At 59.4% G+C, this 18,003-nt stretch carries 24 protein-coding genes; 12 read left to right on the top strand and 12 right to left on the bottom strand.

Annotation, left to right across the window (positions count from 1 at the left end):
• Positions 1-12: 12 nt before the first annotated feature.
• From SOM28_RS25125 to SOM28_RS25095, 7 genes are all read right to left on the bottom strand, one after another.
• Positions 13-768, bottom strand: a complete 756-nt coding sequence (locus tag SOM28_RS25125; protein ID WP_320469821.1) for a hypothetical protein — start codon at positions 766-768, stop codon at positions 13-15.
• Positions 769-1,021: 253 nt separating this feature from the next.
• Positions 1,022-1,198 (bottom strand): hypothetical protein, encoded by a 177-nt coding sequence (locus SOM28_RS25120; RefSeq protein WP_320469820.1) that lies wholly within the window; start codon positions 1,196-1,198, stop codon positions 1,022-1,024.
• Between the two features lie 219 nt (positions 1,199-1,417).
• Complete coding sequence (locus SOM28_RS25115) at positions 1,418-1,840, bottom strand: hypothetical protein (protein ID WP_320469819.1); 423 nt, start codon at positions 1,838-1,840, stop codon at positions 1,418-1,420.
• Between the two features lie 507 nt (positions 1,841-2,347).
• Positions 2,348-4,852 (bottom strand): VapE domain-containing protein, encoded by a 2,505-nt coding sequence (locus tag SOM28_RS25110; protein ID WP_320469818.1) that lies wholly within the window; start codon positions 4,850-4,852, stop codon positions 2,348-2,350.
• The gene (locus tag SOM28_RS25105; RefSeq protein WP_320469817.1) at positions 4,849-5,268 is read right to left on the bottom strand and encodes a hypothetical protein; all 420 of its coding nucleotides are present in this window, start codon (positions 5,266-5,268) and stop codon (positions 4,849-4,851) included. Before SOM28_RS25105 ends, SOM28_RS25110 begins: the two co-directional genes overlap by 4 nt.
• The gene (locus SOM28_RS25100) at positions 5,265-5,726 is read right to left on the bottom strand and encodes a YmfL family putative regulatory protein (protein ID WP_320469816.1); all 462 of its coding nucleotides are present in this window, start codon (positions 5,724-5,726) and stop codon (positions 5,265-5,267) included. The genes SOM28_RS25105 and SOM28_RS25100 overlap by 4 nt, the downstream gene beginning before the upstream one ends.
• Before the next feature lie 152 nt (positions 5,727-5,878).
• Entirely contained in the window at positions 5,879-6,121 is a 243-nt protein-coding gene (locus tag SOM28_RS25095) for a helix-turn-helix domain-containing protein (RefSeq protein ID WP_320469815.1), read from the bottom strand.
• A gap of 106 nt (positions 6,122-6,227) precedes the next feature.
• On the opposite strand from SOM28_RS25095, the gene SOM28_RS25090 reads away from it, so the two are divergent.
• The 11 genes from SOM28_RS25090 to SOM28_RS25040 all read left to right on the top strand — a co-directional run bounded on the left by SOM28_RS25090 (position 6,228) and on the right by SOM28_RS25040 (position 12,164).
• Entirely contained in the window at positions 6,228-6,950 is a 723-nt protein-coding gene (locus SOM28_RS25090; protein WP_320469814.1) for a S24 family peptidase, read from the top strand.
• A gap of 2 nt (positions 6,951-6,952) precedes the next feature.
• On the top strand, positions 6,953-7,240 hold the full coding sequence (locus SOM28_RS25085; protein ID WP_320469813.1) for a hypothetical protein: 288 nt from the start codon (positions 6,953-6,955) through the stop codon (positions 7,238-7,240).
• Positions 7,241-7,400: 160 nt separating this feature from the next.
• Positions 7,401-7,541: a hypothetical protein gene (locus tag SOM28_RS25080; RefSeq protein WP_320469812.1), complete on the top strand. Its 141-nt coding sequence runs from the start codon at positions 7,401-7,403 to the stop codon at positions 7,539-7,541.
• Entirely contained in the window at positions 7,538-7,858 is a 321-nt protein-coding gene (locus tag SOM28_RS25075; RefSeq protein WP_320469811.1) for a hypothetical protein, read from the top strand. The genes SOM28_RS25080 and SOM28_RS25075 overlap by 4 nt, the downstream gene beginning before the upstream one ends.
• Before the next feature lie 17 nt (positions 7,859-7,875).
• On the top strand, positions 7,876-9,840 hold the full coding sequence (locus SOM28_RS25070; protein WP_320469810.1) for a ParB/RepB/Spo0J family partition protein: 1,965 nt from the start codon (positions 7,876-7,878) through the stop codon (positions 9,838-9,840).
• A complete protein-coding gene (locus tag SOM28_RS25065; RefSeq protein WP_320469809.1) occupies positions 9,837-10,106 on the top strand; it encodes a hypothetical protein in 270 nt (89 codons plus the stop codon). Before SOM28_RS25070 ends, SOM28_RS25065 begins: the two co-directional genes overlap by 4 nt.
• The gene (locus SOM28_RS25060; RefSeq protein WP_320469808.1) at positions 10,103-10,939 is read left to right on the top strand and encodes a DUF5906 domain-containing protein; all 837 of its coding nucleotides are present in this window, start codon (positions 10,103-10,105) and stop codon (positions 10,937-10,939) included. The genes SOM28_RS25065 and SOM28_RS25060 overlap by 4 nt, the downstream gene beginning before the upstream one ends.
• A complete protein-coding gene (locus SOM28_RS25055; protein WP_320469807.1) occupies positions 10,936-11,172 on the top strand; it encodes a hypothetical protein in 237 nt (78 codons plus the stop codon). Before SOM28_RS25060 ends, SOM28_RS25055 begins: the two co-directional genes overlap by 4 nt.
• Positions 11,169-11,405, top strand: a complete 237-nt coding sequence (locus SOM28_RS25050) for a hypothetical protein (RefSeq protein WP_320469806.1) — start codon at positions 11,169-11,171, stop codon at positions 11,403-11,405. The genes SOM28_RS25055 and SOM28_RS25050 overlap by 4 nt, the downstream gene beginning before the upstream one ends.
• Positions 11,406-11,641: 236 nt before the next feature.
• Positions 11,642-11,869 carry a helix-turn-helix transcriptional regulator gene (locus SOM28_RS25045; protein ID WP_229446534.1) on the top strand — a complete coding sequence of 76 codons (228 nt, stop codon included), beginning with the start codon at positions 11,642-11,644 and terminating at the stop codon, positions 11,867-11,869.
• Between the two features lie 31 nt (positions 11,870-11,900).
• Positions 11,901-12,164 carry a hypothetical protein gene (locus SOM28_RS25040; protein ID WP_320469805.1) on the top strand — a complete coding sequence of 88 codons (264 nt, stop codon included), beginning with the start codon at positions 11,901-11,903 and terminating at the stop codon, positions 12,162-12,164.
• A gap of 84 nt (positions 12,165-12,248) precedes the next feature.
• Here SOM28_RS25040 and SOM28_RS25035 read toward each other — a convergent pair whose 3' ends face one another.
• A complete protein-coding gene (locus SOM28_RS25035; RefSeq protein WP_320469804.1) occupies positions 12,249-12,752 on the bottom strand; it encodes a PH domain-containing protein in 504 nt (167 codons plus the stop codon).
• A 1,589-nt stretch (positions 12,753-14,341) separates the two neighbouring features.
• Here SOM28_RS25035 and SOM28_RS25030 point away from each other — a divergent pair.
• Positions 14,342-15,286, top strand: a complete 945-nt coding sequence (locus SOM28_RS25030; protein WP_320469803.1) for a LysR family transcriptional regulator — start codon at positions 14,342-14,344, stop codon at positions 15,284-15,286.
• A 24-nt stretch (positions 15,287-15,310) separates the two neighbouring features.
• Here the strand turns inward: SOM28_RS25030 and SOM28_RS25025 are convergent, their stop codons facing one another.
• The 4 genes from SOM28_RS25025 to SOM28_RS25010 all read right to left on the bottom strand — a co-directional run bounded on the left by SOM28_RS25025 (position 15,311) and on the right by SOM28_RS25010 (position 17,994).
• Positions 15,311-15,979, bottom strand: coding sequence for a glutathione S-transferase family protein (locus SOM28_RS25025; RefSeq protein WP_123068444.1), 669 nt, complete (start codon positions 15,977-15,979; stop codon positions 15,311-15,313).
• 228 nt (positions 15,980-16,207) lie between these two features.
• On the bottom strand, positions 16,208-16,522 hold the full coding sequence (locus SOM28_RS25020) for a hypothetical protein (protein WP_123068443.1): 315 nt from the start codon (positions 16,520-16,522) through the stop codon (positions 16,208-16,210).
• Positions 16,523-16,699: 177 nt separating this feature from the next.
• Entirely contained in the window at positions 16,700-17,503 is an 804-nt protein-coding gene (locus tag SOM28_RS25015) for a DUF4198 domain-containing protein (RefSeq protein ID WP_320469802.1), read from the bottom strand.
• Positions 17,500-17,994 (bottom strand): EF-hand domain-containing protein, encoded by a 495-nt coding sequence (locus tag SOM28_RS25010; RefSeq protein WP_320469801.1) that lies wholly within the window; start codon positions 17,992-17,994, stop codon positions 17,500-17,502. The genes SOM28_RS25015 and SOM28_RS25010 overlap by 4 nt, the downstream gene beginning before the upstream one ends.
• Between the last annotated feature and the right edge of the window lie 9 nt (positions 17,995-18,003).

Genomic DNA, 18,003 nt, shown 5'->3' with positions numbered 1-18,003 from the left:
AATCGCAAAAGGTCAGCGCTGCGTCGCCCGCGCCTCGGCCAGCGCGCGTGAGAACTCGCCGGCGAAGTGCTGTTCAATCGTCGACGTGGCCACGTAGCCGAAGTCGAACGTTTTCTGGTACACGACATTGCGCACGAAGATCATCACCGCCCTGATTGCCGTGCCTCGTGCGAAGTGGACACGCTGGTAAACGCCAAGCGGGAGGCGATCACCAGGACGTCCGACGAAGTAGGAAACGCCCTGGCGCGTCCTGCTGCCGCGCTGCAGTGCCTCCCGCCGCTTGTCGCTCATGTTCGCCTTGTACCCAGCTTCCGGGAACGCCCTGAGGTACGCGAGGATCTGTACGATCTGGCCACGGTTCATGTTGCCGTAGGCGTCCAGCTCTGCCCCCTCGCCAGGGACGACACGGTAGCCAGGCGGCAGGGCGCCGATCGATTCCAGCGCGCGCTCGAAGCGCTTCTGTCCGCGCGCGCCACCTTTGATCTGCGCCTCAAGGTACTTCGCTGCGGGTGTGCTGCTCTTGCTTGCGAAGTCCTTGAGCTTGACCTCGGCAGTCAGGTTGGATGCTGTCGCTGGCCGCACGAAAAGGCCCGACATCGTGAACGGCGTGGGCCGGTCGAAGCTGTCCCGCATTTCATGCTGCTCTGCGGCCTCGACTCTCTTGGCCGTGCGGGTCAGGGCTACACGTGTAGCGAACTTCACCTGCTTTTCCTCGACGAGCATGCCCGTAGTGAGCTGAGAAATCGCGTTACGAACATTAACCGTCATAAGAAGCCTGAAGAGTGCAGACGTTTGCAAAAACAGAGCGCAGGAGAACTAATACGCTATAGTTTCATTTCAACAACCTTAGGAGGTTTTATGGAAATGAACGATGCACGGACCGAAGCTGAGAATCTTCTTCACAAAATCTTGACGACTCAACCCAACTTGCTCGTGTCAGAACATGGACACGGCAGAACAAGCGGTAGATTGATCGCGAATTTCTGCTCCGAATTCATCGAGAACTACTCGACGTATTTAACTACTCGCGAACAGTCTGGCCGTTAAGGAGCAGGATTGCTTTACTAAGCTCCTCGGCAGCCGCAGCTGGAGAAATACCCAGAGCGTTGTTTGCAACTAACGAACAGAGGGCTTCTGTTGCCCTCTCGTTCTGCCATACAGTCAATTTATTGCCCGGAAAGTGCACATCTAGCTTCATCGGGTGCTCCTCATTAAATAAAGTCCAGCCGCGAGGCCATCCACAACTGGTGTCGATTCGGCGTCCAGCTTTCTCTTGAGCATTGGAACCTAAGCCACTACCATGGGTTCCTGTTAGTCCGACAACGACAAACTTGCTGAAAACAAAAAAGCCCGCGACCTTTCGGGGGCGGGCTTTGCTCGTGTGTTAGACGCAATATCGACATCTAGCACGCGTATCCTAATGGAAATATCGTCTCGTGGCAATATTCCTTTGCATTGCCCTGGACAGCGTGCGCTCGGCTTCCTCCAAAGCGTGCTCGTAGGAGTGCTCGGGGAATCGCCACACCGTCGCGATTCCGAACGCCTTGCGCACCGCCCACCACTGGACCCGCGGCAGGTTGTCGATCATGATCTCGACCGCCGAGCCGCATGCCATGAATTCCTTCACGTCCTGTGGGTTCGCCCACCCATTCGACTGCTGCTGATCAGCCAGGGTCATCCATCGCGCCCAAGTCTTCATCACCTTCCGAAACGGGCTGTCCCGCTCGAGATCCGCGCCGCCTACGCCGTGGCCGGCTAATACCATCTCACCCGCCCCCTCCGAAGCCGCGGCCACTTCGATCCATTCGTTCGCCTCATGTTGCATCTGCACCCCTTCCATGTCCTGCCCCTTTGCTGTTCTCACATTCATCGTCACTGCCCTGCCCGATCCTTGCCGGGTTACTCCCTGCCTGTCCTTCAACATCGGCCTGCCCAATATCCGAACTGCCCGTATCCACTGGTCGACCTGCTTTCGATTCGTCCAACCGCTGAAGGGTTGGCGAAAAGGTTGGACGGCTGGAACCCGCATGGTTGCTGTGTTTGCCAACCTCCTAACCTACCTAACCTCTTTCTAAGTTTTGCCAAAAGGGGCAAGAGCCGCATCGACCCGTCGCGCACGTATACGCGGGTGTGCGCGGGGGCGCGTGTCGGTTGGCGAGGTTGGGAGGTTGGGAAACCCACTATCCATGCGGGTTTCAGCCGTCTAACCTCAAAAAAGCGAGGTTGGACGGTTGTCCGTCCTTGGCCGAGAATCGCTACCTTGATCAGCGACGACAGCACCTTTTCCGCCTGCGCACGATGCGCCCGCGATCCCTGGTGAGTCGCCGTCATGACTACGGCTGCGTGTTTAACCTGGCAGGCCATTTCCCACCTCGGCCCCTGCCGGAGCTGCCTTCGGCCGCTCGTAAAAATACTCGCGTGCGCCTTCCGTACTCCGCTCCTTGCTCCATCCCAGCTTGCGCATGATCGCGCCGATACGCATCGTCTCTGCCCGCGCTGGCCCCATCTTCGACAGCTCGAAGTGCAGCGCCCTGGTCAGCAGCTCGCGCGCGGTGATGCGCATGACCTTGCCAACCATCGTCGGCTTGCCTTCGGTGTCCATCCCTTCCAGATATTCGTACACGCGTCCATGCCATGGATCCGGGATCTCGCGGCTTTCCTGCATCGGACTGATCAGGCGCTGCTGCTGCTCGTATGTCGGCCACCACTGGACGCCGGTATTCATCAGCGCGATCGCTTCGCCGAACAGCTGGTCGCGATCCGCGATCAGCGCTTCAATGTCCAGGCGCCCCGTCTCGACCGGCCAGAAGCGCCGGTTCCCGGTTGAGTCCTTGAAATAGGCGTCTTCATTCGTCGTCGCGGCGAAAGCGCATCGGCGCGGCATGTTCTTCATGCGGCGGCCGTATGGCTCGCGGAAGCGGTCGACGGTGCTGGACATGAAGGCCTTGATGGCCGTGACCTCGGAGCGGTTGAACTGCTCGAGCTCGGCGACCTCATACAGCAGCACGCCCTGGATCGACAGGTAGCCGTCCTTCTCCCCCATCCGGAAAGGCGTGTCGGCGAACCAGTCGCCGCCCAGCACCTTGAGCGCAGTCGACTTGCCGCGGCCCTGACCACCTTCGAATACTGGCGCGTGGTCGTTCTTCACGCCCGGCCGGTAGCCCCGGACAACGATCCCGATGAAGAACATCGTGGCGACCAGGCGCAGGTACTCCGAGTCGGCTGCACCCCAGTACCTGGTGAACGCCGTTGCAACTCGCGCCTGGCCATCCCACATGGAAGCGCAGCGGTCGAAGTAATCCACCACCGGATTGAACGAGTGCTCCCGGGCGGCCTGGGCGACACCGCGCTCGATGTCACCGATCGACGCCAGGACGAGACTGTGATGTTCGGCCATGTACATGCCCAGGCGGAAATCGTCGGACTCGGTCCACTCGCCTGTCTCGCTTGGCCACGGCGTCGGGCGGCGCTTCATTTGCAGGCCGGAGAACATGTCCAGGCCAACCAGGCCAATCAGGCGCGGGTCGTTCTCCATCACCATGTAGACGTTCTCACGGCACCCCTTCACGCCGCCGTTCGCCGTCTGGATCAGCATCTGGCGAAGCTGCTTCTTCGACACGCCCGCGCCAGCCGGCAAAGGGGTGGAAGTGCCTGCCGGCGCCGCGTCCAGCTGCTCGGCTACCCATGCTGGCACATCGTCAGCAGACGGCTCCTGCACCAGCTCGTCGTCATCCTCGGCCGCCTGATCGACGCGCAGCCTAGTGAGCCAGGCGACGACCTGCTCCTCGGTGGCGCCGCCATCGATCAGGTCGGCAATGTCCCACCCATCGGCCACATCGCCAGGTGCAGGAATATCGATGAAGAACACGCTGCAGTCCTGCGCCTGCAGGATCGCCGCGACCTGGACCATGGCGACCATGCCCGGCTGCTCACATTCAGGCATGATCTGGCCGGCGTATTCGTGGCCTTCCTTGTAGACCTTTGCGTCGGCGTCAGCCCACAAGATCACGTTGCGGCTGCGGATCGCGGACCAATCAGATTTTTTGACAGCCTTGCCGCCGCCGGACCACGTCAGCACCTCGAAGTTCTCATGCACCGCAGGAAGTCCAACAGCCTTATCGACGCACTTCTCGCCTTCGAGGACCAGCACCGGCAGTTCGGGCCGGTGTGGCCCACGAAGGTAGAGCGGCCTCGGCTCAGGGAAGGCCATCCAACGCCACTCCTTTCGTCCGGAGTCCGCGTTGCGCGCATAAACGCAGGGCAGCACTTCCTTGCCCCCGTCAGAACGCAGGAACCGGTAGATCACGCCGAGCAGTTGGCCGTCGACGTCGTGGTATTCCCAAGATGCTTCGGGTCGGCCACGGACCACGTGGGCTTTCGGTGGCGATCCAGCGTCCTGGGGGACCGGCAACATCGGCTCCCATGGCGTCCGTGATTTTTTCTCGGCAGGTGCTTCTACCCCTTTGCCGGCTTGCGCAGGCGTGCGAATAGGTGACTGTTTCGGCTTCAAGACGATCGGTGCGCTTCCGTTACCACTCGGTTTATCGCGCGGGGTCAGCGGAATGCCAAGGCGCTCGGCCAGGGCCGCGCAGGCGCGGCCGGGAGAGAGGCTGTTGACGAAGGCGTAGAGCGAGATCAGATCGCCGCCGGCTTCGCCGTCGGAGAAGTCAGACCAAACCCCGGCCTTGTCGCCGGTGAGACGAATGCGCAGCGACTGGCCAGCCTCACCGTCGCGCGATCCAATGCAGAATTCGTGGCCTTCCCGCACGCCGTTCGGGAACCATTCGGCGAGAAGTGTTTCAATTTGGTTGAGCGCTGCGCGCCCAACAGCAATAAAATCTTGGCCGGTCACGCAGTCGCCTTCTCTACGTGATCGACGAGTTCATTTGCCATACGCGAGGGGATGTCGCGATATGCGAGCGAACCTGGCCGCATCGACACCAGGCGTGGGCGATTCTTGAGGGACAGCGGCCGCATCGGCGGCGCGTAGCGGCCGGGCGTCACTACCGCGGCCTCGGCTGCTGGCGCCGGCTCTGGCTCTACAAGCTGGCGGCCCCAGACCGTCAGCAGTACCGTCTCGTTACTCCTGACCACCAGGCCCTGGCGCTCCAGCAGTCCGATGACGGCCACGTCGAACTCCGCGCGCGTACGCGGATAATCTATCGCGCCCAGCAGCGCTAATGGCGTCGACGTGCCGCCGCACCGCGCCAGATGCAGCAGGACCGAATGAGCGCGGCTACCCGCGCGCGGCATGCGATGCAGCGTCATTCCGGCTCCTTGCCGCCCTGGGGCGCGTAGATGCGCAAGGTCAGCGCGAGGAGTTCGGCAACGACCTTGTGCAGCTCGGCGGCGTCGTGCTCGAGAATGGCCTGCTCCCGGCGGTCGATCAGATCGTCCGCCGTCGCCGCGGTAAAGTCCTTGGAGAACTCGCCCAGCCGGGCGTAGAGCGTCTGGAACTTGGACATCAGCAGCTCGTTGCCTTCGTCCAGATCGGCGGGCAGCTTGAGGAAGGTGCCGCCGCTTGCCGTAGCGATCGCTTCAGCGAAGTGCGTGGTCTGTGAGAACGCCTGCACCTGCAGTGCGGTCTCGACTGTGATGCCTTGCCCCTTGCGCTCGTACACCCTGTTCTCCAATGCGTCGCGGCTCATTCCGAGCGCGGCGGACAAAGCATCCCAGCCGCCCGGGAAGGCTTTAATCATCGAGAGATAAGATTGCCTGATATTCACAACTCCCCCTTTTTCCGGTGGTTGTCGCCGTCGTGACGCCAACATATTCTTGCCAAATGAAAATAGATTCTATGAAAAAATTTCCTGATGGAAATATTCCGAACGTGACTATCCAGCGCCTCGTAGCTCCTCGATGCGGCTGAGCGGCTAGATCAAGATAGATGATCGGCGTGCAGGATGTCGTCTTTGCGCCGCTTGAGACCCGTATCGTCAGTGAGTGTTTGCGCAGCCCTAGCCAGGGCGTGCTGGAGGAACAGATCCGGATGATCAACCTTCACCTGCGCAGGAATCCCGCGCACGGTCCAGTTCTGGACGCGCTGGATCGAATAGCCCAGCAGTTGAGCTACCTTCGTGGCCCCACCCAACTGCGCAATCACTTCCTTATCGTCTGACATAAGCCCGCCAAAATCGTTGTGGTCAGGCGCCATTAAACACCATGTTTAATAGTCTCGTCAACACCATGTTTAACACAATCTGTTTAGTTCCCCGGATAATCGTCTGATGCACAAACAGATGGAGAGGCTGTATCAGGCAGCCAAAGAACTAAGAGGAATCGAGGGCCAAACCGAGGTCGCGAATGCGCTCGCACAATCACCTCAGACGGTGTACAACTGGGAAAATCGCGGCATCTCGAAGCTCGGCGCACTTAAGGCGCAGACCGCGTTTGGATGCTCCGCTACCTGGCTACTGACAGGCGAAGGCGACATGCAGATCAATACCCGCCCGACTCCTGAGCCTGGGGCGTCGGCCGAGTCCATCACGCCGTCGCCGTTTTCGCGGGTACGCATCGGCGAAGAGCCCGATACGATCCCTGTCAGGCGAGTGAGGATCAAGCTGCGGGCGGGGGCGACTGGTTTTGAGACAGTCGTGGAGCCTGACGATGGCGGCGTCTATCAAATGCCACGTGAGGCGATCGACACGCTGGGTCTTGTTCCACACTGGCTGTTAGCGACGCCTGTCAAAGGCCCCAGCATGCAACCAATGCTGTTTGACGGCGATCTTGTCGTTATCGACACGCAGGACATCAAACCAGTGAGCAAAGAGCTCTATGCGGTGAACTTCAACGGAGAGTCACTGATCAAGCAGTTGGTCCTTCGGAATAACGAGTGGTACCTCTATTCGATGAATCCAGACTTTGGCCCAGTGAACGTGCGCAGCGGCCAATGTGACATCGTCGGACGAGTGGTCTACCAACCAGGGCGCGCCCTAAAAGGGCGCCTCTAGGCATGCGCATCAACACCGCGGTCGTTGAAATTCTAGGGGTTCGGCTTGCACTGGCCTTCCCTGACCCGGACGAAGTAGGCCCAGGCGCTGGCGACACTCTCATCAGGAAGCTGCAGCCGTTCTTCCCTACCATGGGCATCATGCTGGTGACCCTGGAGTATGGCGATGAACGTTCGTATGCGACATTCCAAAGCGCCCCCTTCCTGGAAGCGCTGAACCTGGACGACATCTTCCTCAAGGAGATCGACCTAGCCCAACCGCTACCAGACGACAGCGACCCGCCGTTCTGACCTCCAAATCCTCAGCCCCGCCCAGCGGGGCATTTTTTTGCCCTCAGGTGTTGCGACAAAAACACGGCGTGTGAAATCCATCCTGGATTAAACAGTTTGTTTGACTCGGAATTAAACATGATGTTTAATACGGTCAAACGTTCTATCGATCAAGGATCACATGACCCCGTTCCGCGTCACCGTCTCTACTGAGTCTGGCCGAGTCAGCTACATCGCCATCTCGACGTCCAGCAGCCAGGCAGCGATCGATGCCTTCGACCTGTTCGCGCTCCCCTGCTCCATCACTGTGGTGCGCGCATGAGTGCCGTTCTTGCGCCTCCACGTGTCCCGCTGGGTACTGGAGAACTTCACCAGGCACTGACGACGATGCGCGACCGAGAAGCGTTGAGCCAGTTCTGCAGTGCACACGTCTGCACTCCGGCTGACGTGTCCGAGGACGGTACGCATTTGCACCTGCCCAGCGTCCTGCAACTCATGCGCAGCCGGGGCTATGAAGTGTCCGCTCCGATCAAACCGCAGCATCAGCCGAAAGCACGGCAAGGCCTCACCGCGTGGGTCGTGCACATCCGTATTGGACGCGTCGAATTCGACCTCGGGTTCTACACCCCATCCCACTAACTTCAACCAGGACAGACATGACCCCTAGCACCCTGACCCTTCTTCCTGCTCCTCAGATACCGGCGGAAACCGATGCGCCCGGCGCCGTCGAGCTGGTGACGAATGCCGGCGAGTTTGGCTACTTCAACCTGGTCGACATCCGGATCTCGAAAACCAATCGGAAGCGATTCAGCCAGGCGAAGCTCGACGAGCTGGCCGCGAGTGTGAAAGCCAAGGGCGTGGCGCAGCCCATCCTGCTCCGGCCGGTCGAGCCGACTGCGGATGAACCGCAAAAATACGAGATCGTCGCCGGCGAGCGCCGCTTCCGCGCCTCGATCATCGCCGGATTGCCAACGATCCCGGCGATGCTTCGCACGCTGACCGACGTCGAAGCCCTGGAGCTGCAGATCCTCGAGAACCTGCAGCGGGACGATCCACACCCGCTAGAAGAGGCCGAAGGCTACGAGCGACTCATGCTTGAGCGGAACTATGACGTCGACCAGCTGGCCGACAAGCTGAGCAAGAGCCGTTCTTATGTCTACGGCCGCCTCAAGTTGTGTGCGCTGACCACAAGCGTGCGCGAACAGTTCCTCGAGGACAAATTCAGCGCGGCGACTGCCCTGCTGATCGCGCGCATTCCCAATCCAGCCCTGCAGGTGCGGGCAGCGAAGGAAGTCTGCGAGACCGATTACTGGGGCGAGCCGAGGTCCTACCGCGCGCAACGGGACTTGCTGCGCCAGCGCTTCATGCTTGATCTGAAAAGCGCTGTGTTTGCGATCAAGGATGCAGCACTCCTGGCGGACGTCGGTACGTGCGTCGAATGCCCGAAGCGTAGCGGCAATCAGCAGGAGGCCTTCGAGGGAGAGAAACACGAGAATCTCTGCACTGATCCAGACTGCTTCGCCGAGAAGACTGCCGCGCACTCAAAGAAGGCAAAGCAGAAGGCTGAGGACCGCGGCCATTCGGTCATCAGCGGCGCCGAAGCCAAGAAGATCATGCCGAACTCCTACGGCAATCTCAAGGGCGGCTACGCCGATGTCGACCGCGAATTTTATGTATCGGGGAGTGGGTCGACGAGCTACCGCAAAATACTCGGCAAGCTAACCCCGAAAGGCGTCTTGCTGGAAAGCCCGTTTGAGCCAGGCAAGCTGATCACCATTGCCAAGATCGACGAGCTAGAGGACTTGGTCACGACGGTTGCTGGCAGCGGCAAGACTGAGGCTTCCGCATCCGCTAAGCAGAAGGCCCAGGAGAAACAGCAAGAGCAAGCGGCCGCGGTGGAGAAGCGGTTCCGCCGCGAGCTATTCGTGGCCATCCGAGACGCCAGTCGGGTCGAATCCACGCCGATTAACGAGCAGGAGGTAGCGGCGCTCTTGTTCCGCAACTCCCCAGGGTCTGAGGAAAACTTCATCAGGAAGCTCTACGGCTGGACCGGACCTGAGTTCGAGTCGGGCACTTGGGACGGAAAGTACATCCACAGCTCAACACGGATTGGTGATGCGATTCGTGCGTTGAGTGCGGATGACGCCCGCCAGCTGATCCGCGACATGACGCTCATCCGCGAACTAGAGGTCAGCACCTACTCGTTCAACAAGGCAGACCAGCCGGAACTCATGCTCGCTGCAGCCGTGAATCTCGGGATCGATGTCAATACGATGAAGAAAGCAATTGTCGGCGAGGCTAAAAAGCTGGCGGCCGAGAAGGCAGCCAAGAAGGCGAAGGCGGCAGACAAGGCGATGAAGAAGGGACCAGCGCAAGCCCTTCTGCCCGAAGTCGAACAGCCGGCTGAGACTGCACCGGCGGCCGTCGTCGATGCACCCATCGGCGCCGCTTCGGCTGATGTCCGCTACCGGCACCCCAACTCAATGATGACCTGGACCGGCCGCGGCCGCGCGCCGAAATGGGTCCAGGAATGGATCGAAAGCGGCAACACGCTCGATGGCGTGCAGGTCCACGCTACACCTGCAGCAACTAATCAGGCTTCCGCGCAGGTGATGCAATGACGCTGAGCGAACAAAGCATCAGCGCGATCGCCAGGGCGCTGCTCAATGAACGCAAGGCGCTCGACGAAAGCCTCTTGTTTTGGAGCACGCCGGGCCGCATCCGCCGATATCCGCATTCGGGTGCGGCGATCAGTCATGAGCTGCATGAGAACGCGAGCGCTTTGGCGGAGCTGGCCGACGTGCTCGCACCCTGGTTGAAGCAGCGACCGGACTGGCCAGCGATCGCGAACAGCATCCCACCAACACTAACGACGGAGAACGCATGAAGCCCATTTTCGACACCCAAGCTTTCGCTAAGGCCGTTGCAAACTTCAAGGCGGCCGCCACTAGGGAACTGCTGCCGCACTTTGCCGCTACCAATGCCTACATCGCCAAGCTCAATGTTGCGCTGACCGCACCGGCCTCGACGCCGATCGATGCACGACCGGCCCATTGCGGGAACATCATGACGCTTCTCGCCCACCTCTGCGACATGGACGACGAACTGCGCCTGTGGGTCCTTCGCTGGCTGGCATTCCCGCTGCGAAACCCGGGCGCCAGGATGTCCACCGCCCTGGTCTTCAACGGCAGCGAAGACTCGGGCAAATCGCTGTTCATGAATTTCGTCGTCGCCGAGATATACGGCGATAGTGCCGCCAAGATCCGGCCACGTGACTTACACCGCACGTTCAACGGATGGATCGAAGGTAGGAGCCTTGCGGTGGCCCACGGATGGATCGAAGATGCGAACCTCGCGGTGGTCGACGGTGACTTTGCCCGATCGCACATCGCAAAGATGAAGGCCGCGATGACGGCCCAATCGTTCGTCGTCGAGCGCAAGGGAGAAGCTTCGCGCGTGGTATCGAACCGGTTGAACTTCATCTACGTCACCAGCAGCCCTGACTTCCTGCCGGCCGACGTCGGCAACCGCCAGTTCATGGTCATCGAAGTACCTCCCCGGCAGCAGCGCGCCTTCTACCAGGCTGTCGTGCATGAGATTGCCGAGGGCGGCGTCGACGCTTTTCGAGACTATCTGATGCACGGGCTCGACATGGGCGCATTCAACGAGCACACCCCACCACCAACTTATACATTTGTCGACGACAGGAGGACCGCATGAGCCTGCTTGCGAGCGACTACGTAGGCCCGGTGGCCGGCGGCAGCGTGGTGTATGTGATCGTCGGCGATCGCGCGAAGTTCGATCAGATCGCCCGGCCAGTGACTGAACACCCTGCAGGCCCTGCCGGCAGGGTTTGGACGAAGGCCATCGGAGACTCCGCGTGCAGCGAAGACGGTCTAGTCATTTTCCAGCACTGGCCTGACAGCTCGATCAGCCAGGGGGAGAAAACATGACTGGCCCTGTACCCGGCGCCCAAGACGAGCCGAATGACCCGACCGCCTACAAGCATCACCTGCTATTGCTCAAGTCCATGCACTGCGCTCGCCCGGTGGTGCATGAAGGGCTGAAGCAGTTCATCAGCTGCTTGACGGCCAACCGCGACGGCGGACGCATCTCGATGACCGTCTACCTGGCCGGTAAGGTCGGAGGCTTCGACAGCTCCGAAATGCAGATCATGGAGGGATAGCTAATGTCCATCGCGATTTTCACGACATTGCTGCAACCGCTGCAGGCGGGCCTCAACAGGATCACCCAAGCCTTGCCGCAAGACACCTGCACCCACGACTGCAGCCAGGGCCGTCGCTGCACGTGCTCCCATCGATGCGAACCGCGCTGCGCGGCCGGCGGCGAGCGAGCTGGCCAGCCGCACAAGGGCACCTGCCCATTCAAGAATTTTGCTTAATCAAGTTACCGAGCGCTCACATGCAAACCGAATTCATGCTCCTGTCGATCTACAACAAGCCACGCCTGACCCTCAAGGAGGTCTGCCAGGCGATCGGCATGTCGTTGAAGACCGCGTACAACCACCGGTCGGCCCAGACCTTCCCTATCCCGATGTCGGGCGACCCGCTGCACGCCGACATCCGCGATGTAGCGGCATACGTCGACGAACTCCGCGAGGCTGGAAAGAAGCCCGCTGCAAATACGTGAGTTCTCACGGTAATTCCTGAGCGAGATAAACATGGAACGGACCAACGACGAAGACACGCAGCCGGCAAACTCACCAAAGCGTGGTCGACCTCCGACCGGCAAGGCAATGAGTGCGGCCGATCGGCAGGCTCGCCGCGTGGCCAAGCTTGAGGCTGAGGGCAAAGCCCTACTGCCGCGCATTGCGGTTTCACGCGAAGTCCAACAGGCCCTGTACAAGTTCATCCAGTTCAAGGACATGACGCTCGGGGATGCGCTAGAACGGATCCTGCACGACCGCCTCATCCGCAAACGCTAAGCCACACGGACCAACGCTTCACCGCAAATGAAAAAGCCATCCGCAGGTGGCTTTCAGCAGCAGCCGTAGAACGGCCCCCATCCCTTACGCAGCAGCGCGCTCGCGCTCCTCGGTCATCTCGTTCAGCTTCGAACGGAACGCCAACGGATCCGAAATATTCGGGATCGGGGCCTGCGGGCCACCAGCGCCCGACACAACGATGCTACCGAAGTTCAGCATACGTCCGACGATCGACTGGTCGACCTGCACGCTCTCCACCTTGCTGTTCTTCAGTTCGACAGTCTTGCGACTGATCAGGCCGAATTTGGCAACGACCCTCTTATTGGTGATGACCAGCTCGGTAGTCAGGACATTAATCACAGCGACCGCGATAAAGACTAGGCCCAGGCCCATGAGGCCGATGGTGAGCAGCCCGAGAAGGAACAGGAACCATTGCGATACCCAAGACACCTGCGCCTCATAGACGACCTTCTCATCGACGGCCAGATTGCGATTGACATACGATCCCATTTCAACATCCCTAATAGTTGCAATAGAGAAATAATACTCTAATATCCTAGAGGGACTACCCGTGAAGAGATCGTTCATGCACTGAGCATAGCGCCCTTACAACAGCTTAACGAATTGACGAGTTGGAGACGCGCGGTCAGGTCCGCTTTCGACCCAAAGCGGCCCTTAGGAAAGTGTCTTCGCTCGGTCAAGCCACATGGCGCATTTCTCCCGTAGCCTTGGAAACTGTAAAGCGATCCTGTGCAATTGCTTCTCCAATTCCACCTTCGTTGAACACGGAAAGACCTCGTTCATGGACAAGACTATCTCGACCTTATGTTCATCCGTTGATTGCAACCACTCGTCTCTAACAGCACAAATAGCTTGCCCATTGTCAGCGAAACACCAGATTAACCTGTCAAAAACTTCCGCTAACGCCTCCGCAGGCAAATTTTCGACTCTGTTGGCAAAACAATACTCCATGAATGAACGTGTGTCTGTCATAGGTGAGTCTCAACGATGGGGATATGAGTAGACGTCCGCTCCTGGCCGAAAGCAGACGGTCGAGATGGGTCAGTGTATGGCACTACTCACGTCCAAACAAGCAAGTGACTTTATTAGGCGCTCGATACTTCCCGCTGTTCGGCGTTTGGCTAGCCAGCGCTTGAGTTGCACCTAAAGCGACCCCAAGCATTTTCCCACTACTCCAGAATTACTCCAAACTCAACACACGCACTATGGGGAATTGAATTCCTCGGTCCAGTCCATCATGGGGGCGACCGACAGGCAGCGCGATGGCTGGACAGGGACTGGGGCGATGCCTGGAATAGTCGAGGTGGTGCTCATGCTGAGAGGGGCGGTCGCCAGTAAGAGGGCGACGGATACTGTCGACAACCCGCAATGATTAGCCAATGCTATCCGGACCGCACGCTTGGTGCGGAACAGTTTTGCAAACGCATTACTCAGGCACCGGCCGCTGGAGTGCAGCCGGCCTGAGCGCCAACGCCTAACTGACTGCCCGGTAAGTCCAGGCAACATGGATAGTTGAGCTTGTGTCCGAATGTCAGACCTGACACCGGTCCTATTCGGCCGAAAGCGACTGTGCCACATTCTCCACTCTATCTTTTACATTCGGTAACTTCCCGAAAGATATGCGACGTTATAGCAGTTGCCGCGATTTCAGGGTCAATAGTCGAGCGACCATCACAGCATCCGCCCAGTTCCGCTTGCTACGATTAAATTCCGCATTGATGCTAAGCGACCTGAAGGTTCTTACCGTTCTGCTCACTAAGCAGGCTTCAGTTCACTAACTTAAAAATACCAACATGCTCAAAAGAAAAACCACCCGAAGGTGGCTTCTGACAATGACCTCAGTCAAACGCCTCAAGCTGCAGTTCGCTCGCGCTCTTCAGTGATCTCGTTCAATTTTGAGCGAAATCCTAGCGGTGCGGCGATATCGGGAATTGGTGCTTGAGGGCCGCCTGCATCTGAAACCACGATGCTCCCGAAATTTGATTGGACAGGGGCGACGGCAGTCCCCGGAATGGTCGAGGTGAGGCTCATGCTGGAAAGGTCTTGTCGGCGCCCGCGCGGGCGACGAATACTGTCGGGAACCAGTAGTGATAAGCTAAACCCTGGCTGCGCCGCATCCGCGATGGCGGCAATGTTGGCGATGGAGCACAGTATACTTGAGCACCACCTTCATTCATGCCGGGAATAGAATAGCAATCGACCTCCTTAGCAGCATGCGGTCTTTCGTGCGCGTCTACGAAACGCGTTCATTCAGCGCGGCCGCCAAGGATTTGAACCTGGGCCAGCCCTCGGTCTCCAAGTCGATGGCGCAGCTCGAGCAGAAGCTGGGCGTACAACTTTTTCTGCGCTCCACCCGCGGCCTCGCGCCGACCGACGCCGGACAGAAATTCTACGAGCACGCGCTCCGTACGCTGGACGAAGCCGACCTGGCGATGAAGGCGGTCAAGGACGCGAATGCGCCCCTGACGGGAAGACTGCGTGTGAGCGGCACCATCACGTTCATGCGCCAGCACATCATCCCGAAGCTGCCCGACTTCATGGCTCTGCACCCTCACCTCTCCATCGATTTACTTCTCGACGATGGCAACGTCGGTCTCGTGGAGGAAGGTGCGGAAGTCGCTCTCCGAATGGGAAAACTGGCCAGCTCCAGCCTCACGGCGCGCAAGATAGGCCAGTGTCGCCGCATCGTCGTTGCGACACCGGGCTATCTGAAGCAATATGACATTCCCGTTCAGCCGGGCGACCTCGTCGGGCACGCTGCCATCGTCCTGTCCCGCGGCGAAGGCGGTGAGCATATCGCCTTCGACAAGGACGGCATCGCGACTGAGGTGGTGCTCCAACCCAGGCTGCGCATCAGCGCACTGGAGGGAATCCGGGCGGCGCTGCTGGCCGGCCTGGGCGTGGCGGTTGCCAGCGAATGGATACTCGAAGACGAACTGGATAGCGGCCAGATCGTCGAAGTCCTGGCCGACTGGCGCATGCCGGACCTCGACCTCTGGGCGGTATTGCCTGGCGGAGCGCGCCACGCCAGTCCCCAGGCGCGCGCCTTCATCGCGTTTGTCGAGGAGCAGCTGGCGGCAACGCGGTATGGGGTTCGTTAGGCTACCGCCTCGTTCCGACCGATCTCAGAACGTGACACCGTTGGCGCTCAGGAAGGTATCCATTCGATCGTCGAGATCCCGCCTGGTATCTGCCCACGCAGGCACCGTCTCCAGGAGACGTTCTTGCCACGCCCAGAGGTTCGGGAACTCGACAAACGGCGCCTTGGTCCGGAACACCTGGGAGAACGGCGCCGCGATATCGATATCCGCCAGCGTCAGTTCGTCGCCGACGATAAACCGGCGGCTTGCGAGATGCGCGTCGAGCACCGAAGCTGCCGCCCGCATATTCTTGAGCAGGAGATTGACGATGGAGGGGTCCTCGGCCTGCCCCATCACGCGGCCGGCCACACGCTCGTTGAACAGCAGCGTCGCGAAGACGCGCCACTGCTCGCCGGACCAGAACATCCACTGCAAGACCTGGTAACGGTCATTCGCGCTCTTGCCCAACAGCGCAGAGCCGGCCTTCTCGGCAAGGTAGATATTGATCGCAGATGCTTCCCAAATGATGGTATCGCCGTCTTGCAGGACCGGCGTCAGCCCGTGTGGATTGAGCTTCAGGAACGCTGGCGTATGGCTTTCGCCCTTGAACAGATCGACGTTGATATGCTCGATGTCGACGCCCATGATTTTTGCAGCAGTCGCAACGCGGCGAAAACTGCCCGAACCCAGGTCGCCATGGATTTGAATGGTCATAGTATTCCTTGAATGTGGATGTAGAATTTTTGGAGAATTGGCAGACCACGATGCGTGGTGCAGTAAGAAAGATATGCGCTGGCCTGCCATGGCGGAAGAGCCAGGTAAGGCATCACACTTATTCGAATGGGGAATGGGCGGGGGGATGCGACCCAGACCCGTGGCCCAGGCAAGCTCTTAAGAACTGAGCGCGGGCTGCCGCATGTGCGCCCGTCCAGCCAACGTCAATTAACTCTTTTCCAGCCTGCGCAAAAACACGGACATTTCTTTTTCCGTCTGCTTATCACGATTTCTTTTTGCCGCTTCCATTCCACGCCGCCAGGCATCTCCAGCCCCGGAGAGATCGTTCAAGCCGAATCTTGCCTTTCCTAGCAGTTTCCACGCGGCAGAATAGTTTTCGTCGATCGCGAGGCAGGCTTCGAGATGTTGTCCCGCCTGCAAAAAATCATTGTTATCGATATAGAGTTTGCCGAGACCGAACCGCAACAGGGCACTATCGCGTCCATCAGCCAGCATCTTTTCAAGCACCTTTACATCAGCCATTCACATGTCCTTTTTCGAAACGAACAGGACCGATCGATGACGGTCAGCATGCTTGAAGACCCAACTTCGAAAGCATGCAGCCAGCCATAGCTCGGCTTCCTGTTCCTGATTTACGGACGTTATAAAGGCTCAAGCGCACTTGAGGTCAAGTAACACGCAGAAAGAGCATTCAGCCGATCATTGATCCAACACGCGGAACGTCAATGTGTAATTGTGCCCGTAGCTCGGCGCAGCAGCACCGACCGGAGCGGGCGCCCTGTGCCGGATCAGCGCGAGATAGATGCCCGCTTTCGCCAACGGCAAGACCGCTTTCCCCTGAGCGTCGGTCGAGATGTTCTGCACGGTGCTCTGGCTTGCCAGGTCCATCGGAGAACGATAAATGCTCACCTTCTGGTCCACCAGTGGTTTGCCGTCGAACTGCACGATGAATTCGAATTTTTCGTCGACAACCAGGTCGCTCGGATGGGTGATGGCGACGATTTCCAATCCCTTGCCCACCGGCGCCAGCGCTTTCACCGATGGCTTGTCGGCAGTGACGTAGGCCTCGGAAATCGACAGCGACTGATAATGGGCCAGCAACTTCGCATCGGCAGGCATGACCTGCTTCGGATCCCGTGCAGACTCGGTCTTGCCGTTGCGCTCCCAAGTGCGAAACACGGCGCCCAGCCGCGGTCCTGTGCTCAGGCGATACGTTCCCTTTTCGTCGGGAAGTCCTTGCTCCGCCACCGTCCGCTGCTTGAACTGATGGATGTCGCCGAAGGGAACGCGCTCGCCCTGCGGCGTGACGATCGAAAACGCCGTGTCGCCGAACGCAACGTCCGAAACGAAGAACTTTTCAGTGAACCCCGCCTCGACACCGATCGATCCCTTCGGCTGAACGTCGAAGTTATTCGGCAACAAAAAGGGCGTATGCGCGTGCGCTGCGCCGGCGACAAGCCACGCTGCCAGCAGCAGCGTGCGCAGTGATGAAGCGGGCATCATGGCTTCGCTCCGTCTGCCTGATCGACCTTGCCGTCGCCGTTCTTGTCGTTTTGCTTGAACGTCTTGTCGGCGATCGCGATGTCTTCTTCCACCGTCAATCGGCCGTCCTTGTCGGTGTCCAGGATCTTGAAGCGCACATGTGCCTGCTTGATCGAGCTGGCGTACCGTTCGTCCTGCGCCTTGCCGGCGTATTGCTGCTTCAGGCGTCCTTCGTACTCGGCCACGTATTCCTCTTCGCTAAGCCAGCCGTCGCGGTTGACGTCGGCCGCCACAAAGCGCTGCTTGCGTACCGTGTCGTATTCTTCCCGTGTTACGACTCCGTCGCGGTTGGCGTCGTAGCTACCCGTAAATGCCGCCAAACCGTGTCCGCCAGCGGGCGCCGTGGGTCCCTCTGCTGCTCCCGATGGAGCGGACGCGGTCATTGCGACCACCATGACGGTCATGGCAAGACGGAACCCGTGCGTGCCGGGCTGGATATTCTGCTTTTTCATGCGTGCCTC

Origin of the sequence: Massilia sp. CFBP9026 (genome assembly GCF_034045165.1) — a bacterium.
GTDB lineage: Bacteria > Pseudomonadota > Gammaproteobacteria > Burkholderiales > Burkholderiaceae_D > Telluria > Telluria arenae.
The sequence above is the reverse complement of the archived record's forward strand: the minus strand, read 5'-3'. Positions and strand labels throughout refer to the sequence as shown.

Bases quoted from the DNA above. Each gene is read 5' to 3' on its own strand.
- SOM28_RS25125 (WP_320469821.1), bottom strand. From the start codon at position 768: ATGACGGTTAATGTTCGTAACGCGATTTCTCAGCTCACTACGGGCATG.
- SOM28_RS25120 (WP_320469820.1), bottom strand. From the start codon at position 1,198: ATGAAGCTAGATGTGCACTTTCCGGGCAATAAATTGACTGTATGGCAG.
- SOM28_RS25115 (WP_320469819.1), bottom strand. From the start codon at position 1,840: ATGGAAGGGGTGCAGATGCAACATGAGGCGAACGAATGGATCGAAGTG.
- SOM28_RS25105 (WP_320469817.1), bottom strand. From the start codon at position 5,268: ATGACGCTGCATCGCATGCCGCGCGCGGGTAGCCGCGCTCATTCGGTC.
- SOM28_RS25095 (WP_320469815.1), bottom strand. From the start codon at position 6,121: ATGTCAGACGATAAGGAAGTGATTGCGCAGTTGGGTGGGGCCACGAAG.
- SOM28_RS25090 (WP_320469814.1), top strand. From the start codon at position 6,228: ATGCACAAACAGATGGAGAGGCTGTATCAGGCAGCCAAAGAACTAAGA.
- SOM28_RS25085 (WP_320469813.1), top strand. From the start codon at position 6,953: ATGCGCATCAACACCGCGGTCGTTGAAATTCTAGGGGTTCGGCTTGCA.
- SOM28_RS25080 (WP_320469812.1), top strand. From the start codon at position 7,401: ATGACCCCGTTCCGCGTCACCGTCTCTACTGAGTCTGGCCGAGTCAGC.
- SOM28_RS25075 (WP_320469811.1), top strand. From the start codon at position 7,538: ATGAGTGCCGTTCTTGCGCCTCCACGTGTCCCGCTGGGTACTGGAGAA.
- SOM28_RS25070 (WP_320469810.1), top strand. From the start codon at position 7,876: ATGACCCCTAGCACCCTGACCCTTCTTCCTGCTCCTCAGATACCGGCG.
- SOM28_RS25065 (WP_320469809.1), top strand. From the start codon at position 9,837: ATGACGCTGAGCGAACAAAGCATCAGCGCGATCGCCAGGGCGCTGCTC.
- SOM28_RS25060 (WP_320469808.1), top strand. From the start codon at position 10,103: ATGAAGCCCATTTTCGACACCCAAGCTTTCGCTAAGGCCGTTGCAAAC.
- SOM28_RS25055 (WP_320469807.1), top strand. From the start codon at position 10,936: ATGAGCCTGCTTGCGAGCGACTACGTAGGCCCGGTGGCCGGCGGCAGC.
- SOM28_RS25050 (WP_320469806.1), top strand. From the start codon at position 11,169: ATGACTGGCCCTGTACCCGGCGCCCAAGACGAGCCGAATGACCCGACC.
- SOM28_RS25045 (WP_229446534.1), top strand. From the start codon at position 11,642: ATGCAAACCGAATTCATGCTCCTGTCGATCTACAACAAGCCACGCCTG.
- SOM28_RS25040 (WP_320469805.1), top strand. From the start codon at position 11,901: ATGGAACGGACCAACGACGAAGACACGCAGCCGGCAAACTCACCAAAG.
- SOM28_RS25035 (WP_320469804.1), bottom strand. From the start codon at position 12,752: ATGAACGATCTCTTCACGGGTAGTCCCTCTAGGATATTAGAGTATTAT.
- SOM28_RS25025 (WP_123068444.1), bottom strand. From the start codon at position 15,979: ATGACCATTCAAATCCATGGCGACCTGGGTTCGGGCAGTTTTCGCCGC.
- SOM28_RS25020 (WP_123068443.1), bottom strand. From the start codon at position 16,522: ATGGCTGATGTAAAGGTGCTTGAAAAGATGCTGGCTGATGGACGCGAT.
- SOM28_RS25015 (WP_320469802.1), bottom strand. From the start codon at position 17,503: ATGATGCCCGCTTCATCACTGCGCACGCTGCTGCTGGCAGCGTGGCTT.
- SOM28_RS25010 (WP_320469801.1), bottom strand. From the start codon at position 17,994: ATGAAAAAGCAGAATATCCAGCCCGGCACGCACGGGTTCCGTCTTGCC.